This is a genomic window from Flavobacterium sp. YO64 (assembly GCF_004119505.1).
Lineage (GTDB): Bacteria > Bacteroidota > Bacteroidia > Flavobacteriales > Flavobacteriaceae > Flavobacterium > Flavobacterium oncorhynchi.
Map to the genome: position 1 here is coordinate 101,277 of NZ_NRQV01000016.1, position 6,773 is coordinate 108,049.

Genomic DNA, 6,773 nt, shown 5'->3' on the forward strand with positions numbered 1-6,773 from the left:
GAAAAGATATATGAGTAAGAAAATTAGAAAGCCGATAAAAAATGAGAAGGATTTCTCTGGAAAAATAATAAAAATTTTATCGCAAAGCCCTAATAAACCATTCAATTATAAGCAAATAGGAGCAAAGCTCGAACTTGACGATACTAAAAGCAGAAATCAAATTATTAAGGATTTGAAAATTCTCGCTGCTTCAAAAAAGATTATAGAATCTGAACCTGGTAAGTATTTAATAAAAGCAATCAGTCAGGATTATTACGAAGGAACAATTGATATGACGAGCAGAAAAACGGCTTATTTTATTTGTCCTGATTTTGCTGAAGATGTTTTTATCCCGACTAATAATTTAAATCGTGCTTTAGACAAAGACAAAGTTAAGGTTTATGTTTATAATAGAAGAAAAGGAAAAAGACCTGAAGGTGAAGTAATTGAAGTATTAGAAAGAGATAAAACAGAGTTTGTTGGAGTTATTGACATTCAAACAAATTTTGCTTTTGTTTCGACTGCAAATCCTAAAATGTATACCGATATTTTTATTCCAAAGGATAAAATAGGTGAAGCTGAAAATGGAGATGTAGTTTTAGTAAAAATAGAAGATTGGCCTAAAAGAGCCGATAGTCCGTTTGGATCTGTAATTCGTGTTTTAGGAAAACCTGGAGAACACAATACAGAGATTCATGCTATTTTAGCTGAATACGGATTGCCAGCAGATTTTCCAGTAGAAGTAGAGGTTTATGCTCAAAAACTGGATACCTCAATTCAGGAATCTGAAATAGCAAAACGTCGTGATATGCGTGATACACTTACATACACGATTGATCCAAAAGATGCAAAAGATTTTGATGATGCATTGTCTTTCAAAAAGTTAGAAAATGGAAATTTTGAAATAGGTATTCACATTGCCGATGTTTCTTATTATCTTGAAGAAGGAACAATTTTAGATGATGAAGCTTATCAACGAGCAACTTCGGTTTATTTGGTAGATAGAGTAGTGCCAATGCTTCCTGAAGTTTTGTCTAATTTTGCCTGTTCACTTCGCCCGAATGAAGAGAAATATACATTCTCTGCTGTTTTTGAAATTTCTCCAAATGCACAAGTTATTAACCAATGGTTTGGTAGAACAGTAATCTATTCAGATCAGCGTTTTGCTTATGAAGAAGCGCAATATATCATCGAAACTAAAGACAATACTATTCCGGTTGATATTTCTATAACTGGAGATTCTTACGTAGTTTCAGATGAAATTGTAGAAGCGACTTTAAAATTAGATGAATTAGCGAAGATTTTGAGAAAGAAAAGAATGCAGAATGGTGCTATTTCTTTTGATAAAGTGGAAGTAAAATTTAATCTTGATGCAGAAGGAGAACCAGAAGGAGTTTACTTCAAAGTTTCAAAAGATGCCAATCATTTGATTGAAGAATTCATGCTTTTAGCCAATAGAAAAGTGGCTGAATATATTGGAAAACAAAAGAAAACGTTTGTTTACCGTATTCACGATGAGCCAAACGAAGATAAATTAATTGCAATGCAAGGTGTAATTGCTAAGTTTGGTTATAAAATAGATTTCCGTAACAAAGGCGATATTTCGAAATCATTGAATGCTTTGATGGAAGAAGTAAATGGTAAAAAAGAACAAAACTTAATTGATACTCTTGCGATTAGAAGTATGAGTAAAGCCAAATATTCGACAGATAATATTGGTCATTATGGTTTAGCATTTGATTATTACAGCCATTTTACATCGCCAATTCGTCGTTATCCTGACGTTATGGTACATCGTTTGCTGCAGTATTATTTGGATGGAGGAGCTTCTGTAGATGAAGAAACTTATGAAACTAAATGTTTACATTGTTCAAATATGGAAGGTTTAGCTACAAATGCTGAACGTGACAGTATTAAATACATGCAGGTTAAATACATGCAGGATCATCAAGACGAAGAATTCCTTGGTGTTATTTCTGGTGTTACTGAATGGGGAATTTATGTTGAAATCGTTTCTAACAAATGCGAAGGAATGGTAAGAATTAGAGAAATAAAAGATGATTACTATACTTTTGATGAAAAACAATATGCTTTAGTTGGAGCTACTTCAAACAGCATTTTACAATTAGGAGACGAAATTTATGTTAAAGTAAAAAATGCCGATTTAGTTAAAAAACAACTGGATTTTCATTTTTTACGAAGAGCTGAATAAATATTAATTAAAAAAATAAAAGTATGAGAAAGCTAATTATTGGAGCAGCAATTTTATTTGTACAAATGTCTTTTGGTCAAGTTACTAAAGAACTAGGAGATTTCGATTCGGTTAAAGTTTTTGATAAATTAAGTGTTAAATTAGTTCAATCTTCTGAAAACAAAATTGTTATTAAAGGAGCAAGAGAAGCAGAGGTTGAAGTTGTTAACAAGAAAGGTTTATTAAAATTAAGAATGCCTTTTCCTAAACTATTATCTGGTGATGATCTTGATATTACTTTGTATTACAGAAACATAGAGCTTATTGATGTAAATGAAGGAGCTTATGTTGCAAGTAAAGATCCTATAAAAGCAACTGTTTTTAAAGTGAGTGCTCAGGAAGGCGGAAAAATAAATGTTGATTTAGATGTTGATAAACTTAATGTGAGCTCAGTTTCAGGAGGTTCAATAACATTAACTGGTAAAGCTTCCAATCAAGATGCAAGTCTTGGAGCAGGCGGTTATTTGCTGGCAAGTAAATTAGCCACTTCTCAGACGAAAGTAAGCGTTTCTGCGGGCGGAAAAGCAGATGTTAATGCATCAACCCTTGTCGATGCAAAAGTGAGCGCAGGAGGCTCTATTTACATTTATGGAAAACCAAAGCAAATTAACCAAAAAACGGTTTTTGGTGGTAAAATTGAAGAAGTAAAATAATTTTTGATGATAAATGATATTCTGGCTGGACTGCCATGGGGACTTGTTCTAAGCTTTATGGTAGGTCCGGTATTTTTTGTTTTATTAGAAACCAGCATTACAAAAGGATTTAGAGCTGCAATTGTATTTGATTTTGGAGTAGTATTAGGTGATATATTTTTTATTGCCATTGCTTATTTAGGAAGTTACAGACTGATTTCAAGCTTAAAAGACAAGCCCGCACTTTTTATTTTTGGAGGCATAATTATGCTTTCCTATGGTATTATTTCTTTTGTAAAACTGAAGAAAGAAGAGAAAATTAATGATGAAGAAATTGATCGAGATATCTTAAAAAGAAATTACGGAAGTTTGTTTGTAAAAGGATTTTTACTAAACGTTATTAACATTGGAGTTCTTGGTTTTTGGCTTGCAGTTATTATTTCTGTAGGACCAAAATTAGAAATGCAAAATTCAAGAATGTTTACTTTTTTTACCTCTGTAATTATTACTTATTTGTTAGTTGACTGTATTAAAATTCTATTAGCCAAACAATTAAAATCTAAAATGACACCAACAAATATTCTAAAAATAAAAAAGGAATTAGTGTAGTTTTGATGGTTTTTGGTTTTGTTTTAATGATTCAAGGATGGTTTCCAAAAGAAAAAGAAATGGTTAAAAATGCTTTTGAGAATATTGAAAAGTAGTTTGTTAATAACCCAAAATTATAAAATTAAGCCTCTGAATTTCAGAGGTTTTTTTGTGTTTATAATGTTCGTCTGTAATTTTGTCAAAGTTTAAAACTTTGACAAAGTTGACAACAGTTTGTCATTTGCGACGAAGGAGAAATCTCCACAAGAAGCTCTATCAAGATTTGACAATTACTACGGAGTTAGTTGCGAAGATTTCTCCTTCGTCGAAATGACAAGATTGTGGAAAGTTTAGGCATAAAAAAAGAGATACATTTCTGTATCTCTTTTTGAGGCATCGTCCGGATTCGAACCGGAGTAGGAGCTTTTGCAGAGCCCAGCCTAGCCGCTCGGCCACGACGCCATTACTTGAACGGATGGCAAAAGTAACTAAAATCTTTAAATTTCAAAAGTTTAATGTAAACTATTTTAAAAAATTAGATTTTATGAAGAAGGAATTATTTTCTTTTTTCAGTCATTTTTATGGTAACTGTTTCAACATCACCGCCAATAGGAGGATTTACTTTTGAAACCCAAACAGTCGTTTTTTCTACAGATTCAATTTCTGCCAGTACACGAATTATGATTCTTTTCGCCACATGCTCTAATAAATGAGAACGAATTGCCATTTCTTCAGCAACAATTTTATTCAAATGAACATAATCAACCGTGTCAGCAAGATGATCGCTTTGTGCTGATTGTTGTAAATTTGCTTTAATTTTTAGATCAACAATATAATCTGATCCTATTTTTCCCTCTTCAATTAAACATCCATGGTAAGAAAAAGTACGGATATTTTTCAGTTTTATAACTCCCATTTTTTTATTGTTTCACGTTTAAAGTTTCAGGTTTTGTGCCACTTAAACAACTTTAAACCTGAAACCTGAAACCTTTTTTTTATCTTTGCTAAAATTACTATAAAATAATGGCATCAGAAGAGAAATCACTCAATTTTATTGAACAAATCATAGAGGAAGATCTAAAATCAGGTCTTTCACAAAGTAAACTTCATTTTCGTTTTCCACCAGAACCAAATGGTTATTTGCACATTGGACATGCAAGTTCTATTGCATTAAATTTTGGTTTAGGAATTGATTATCAGTCTCCTGTAAATTTACGTTTTGACGATACAAACCCTGAAAAAGAAGAACAGGAATTTGTTGATGCTATTAAAAAAGATGTTGAATGGCTGGGTTACAAATGGGCTGAAGAACGTTATGCTTCTGATTACTTTCAACAATTATACGATTGGGCAGTTTTATTAATTAAGAAGGATAAAGCTTATGTTGATAGTCAATCTTCTGAAGATATGGCGATTCAAAAAGGAACACCATCTACAATTGGAACAGATAGTCCATACAGAAATCGTTCTGTTGAAGAAAACTTAGATTTATTCGAAAGAATGAAAAACGGTGAATTTGAGGCTGGTACACATATTCTTCGTGCTAAAATTGACATGAAATCGACTAATATGTTGATGCGTGATCCTATTATGTACAGAATTTTACACAAGCATCATCATAGAACCGGTGATGCCTGGAAAATTTATCCAATGTACGATTGGGCACATGGACAAAGTGATTATTTAGAAGAAATCTCACATTCATTTTGTACACTTGAATTTTTGCCTCACCGTGAATTATACGATTGGTTTTTAGATCAAATTTTAGATGAAAATAAACTGCGTCCGAAGCAAAGAGAATTTGCAAGACGTAACTTATCACATACTGTTGTTAGTAAAAGAAAATTACAGCAACTAGTTAAAGAAAAGCATGTTAACGGTTGGGATGATCCTAGAATGTCAACTATTTCAGGATTAAGAAGACGTGGTTATACAGCTGTATCTTTACGTAATTTTGCTAATACAATTGGTATTGCAAAACGTGATAATTTAATAAATGTATCGGTTTTAGAATTCTGTATTCGTGAAGATTTGAACAAAATTGCACCTCGTGTAATGGCAGTTTTAGATCCGGTAAAAGTGGTAATTACAAATTATCCTGAAGGAAAAGAAGAGTTGCTAGAAGCTGAAAATAATCAGGAAGATGAGAATGCAGGATTTAGAAAAGTACCTTTTTCTCGTGAATTATACATTGAAAGAGAAGACTTTTTAGAAGAAGCTCCAGCTAAATATTTCCGTTTGACTTTAGGAAAAGAAGTACGTCTTAAAAATGCATATATTATTAAAGGAGAATCTGTTATAAAAGATTCTGAAGGTAATATTACGGAAATTCATGTTACTTATGATACTGATTCTTTAAGCGGAAGCGGAACAGAAGCAAGTCAAAGAAAAGTGTCTGGAACGCTGCATTGGGTTTCTATTCCTCATGCGGTTGAAGCAGAGGTTCGTTTGTACGATCGTTTGTTTACAGATGAAGCTCCAGACAGTTATAAAGAGAAAAATTTCTTAGATTTTGTGAATCCAAATTCATTAGAAATCGTAACTGGATTTGTTGAACCAAGTTTAGCAACCGCTAAAAATGAAGATAAATTTCAGTTTCAACGTTTAGGATATTTTACTATTGATAAAGATTCAACTGCTTCAAAATTAGTATTTAACAAAACTGTTGGACTTAAAGATGCCTGGGAAGAAAAAGGTAAAAAAGAAGAAAATAGTATTAATAATTCTTTAAAAGAAATCAACAAATATTTTAAATTAGAAAATTTAGCTGAACGTTTGGCAATTCGAGATGCAATAGGAGAGAACATAGCCGCTATTTCAAGTTTTTCACTTTTGCAGAATTCATTAAAAAAGAATATCAATAATAATAAGGCTTCATTGTTGTTTGCACTATTTATTTTGAAATATTCAAATTGGAAATCTTCGGATTTTGAAGAAGAGGATATTAAAAAATTATATACTATGTCTTTAAGAAGTGAATCAACTTATGTTAGATATAGAGCTCTTTTAAATTTAAAAAATATTGAAAACGAAAATTTAAGAAATCAGTTTGAAGACCAAATTTCAAAACTGCATTCAAATCCTCCAAAAAATGCATCGGAAAAAGAAATAGAAATTCTTGCCGAGATGATAAAAAAATAATATAATTATAATCTATTGAAAAGCGCTTTTTATAAGCGCTTTTTTTATTATTTATTTTTTCTATTAATAATTAATATTTTATAATTTTTATAGTATTAAAAATGACTTTCAAATATTAATTTTAAGCGGTTTTTAAAATTCTTCCATGTCAATTATCCTATTTTTAAAAAACTGTATAACAG

Annotated in this window: 4 protein-coding genes, 1 tRNA gene and 1 pseudogene; 4 read left to right on the forward strand and 2 right to left on the reverse strand. The window is 31.3% G+C overall.

Annotation, left to right across the window (positions count from 1 at the left end):
• Positions 1-10: 10 nt before the first annotated feature.
• The 3 genes and pseudogenes from rnr to BOW57_RS13295 all read left to right on the forward strand — a co-directional run bounded on the left by rnr (position 11) and on the right by BOW57_RS13295 (position 3,566).
• Entirely contained in the window at positions 11-2,191 is a 2,181-nt protein-coding gene (rnr, locus tag BOW57_RS13285; protein ID WP_129054901.1) for a ribonuclease R, read from the forward strand.
• A gap of 23 nt (positions 2,192-2,214) precedes the next feature.
• Complete coding sequence (locus BOW57_RS13290; protein ID WP_129054903.1) at positions 2,215-2,883, forward strand: head GIN domain-containing protein; 669 nt, start codon at positions 2,215-2,217, stop codon at positions 2,881-2,883.
• A 6-nt stretch (positions 2,884-2,889) separates the two neighbouring features.
• Positions 2,890-3,566: pseudogene (locus BOW57_RS13295) on the forward strand (LysE family translocator).
• Positions 3,567-3,841: 275 nt separating this feature from the next.
• Here BOW57_RS13295 and BOW57_RS20645 read toward each other — a convergent pair.
• Positions 3,842-3,912: transfer RNA gene (locus BOW57_RS20645), tRNA-Cys, on the reverse strand.
• A 94-nt stretch (positions 3,913-4,006) separates the two neighbouring features.
• Positions 4,007-4,366 (reverse strand): dihydroneopterin aldolase, encoded by a 360-nt coding sequence (gene folB, locus BOW57_RS13300; RefSeq protein WP_089053520.1) that lies wholly within the window; start codon positions 4,364-4,366, stop codon positions 4,007-4,009.
• Positions 4,367-4,473: 107 nt separating this feature from the next.
• Here folB and BOW57_RS13305 point away from each other — a divergent pair, with 107 nt between their 5' ends.
• The gene (locus BOW57_RS13305) at positions 4,474-6,591 is read left to right on the forward strand and encodes a glutamine--tRNA ligase/YqeY domain fusion protein (protein ID WP_129054905.1); all 2,118 of its coding nucleotides are present in this window, start codon (positions 4,474-4,476) and stop codon (positions 6,589-6,591) included.
• The last annotated feature ends 182 nt before the right edge of the window (positions 6,592-6,773 follow it).

Excerpts from the sequence above, each read along its gene's own strand:
- rnr (WP_129054901.1), top strand. The coding sequence starts at position 11 with ATGAGTAAGAAAATTAGAAAGCCGATAAAAAATGAGAAGGATTTCTCT.
- BOW57_RS13290 (WP_129054903.1), top strand. The coding sequence starts at position 2,215 with ATGAGAAAGCTAATTATTGGAGCAGCAATTTTATTTGTACAAATGTCT.
- folB (WP_089053520.1), bottom strand. The coding sequence starts at position 4,366 with ATGGGAGTTATAAAACTGAAAAATATCCGTACTTTTTCTTACCATGGA.
- BOW57_RS13305 (WP_129054905.1), top strand. The coding sequence starts at position 4,474 with ATGGCATCAGAAGAGAAATCACTCAATTTTATTGAACAAATCATAGAG.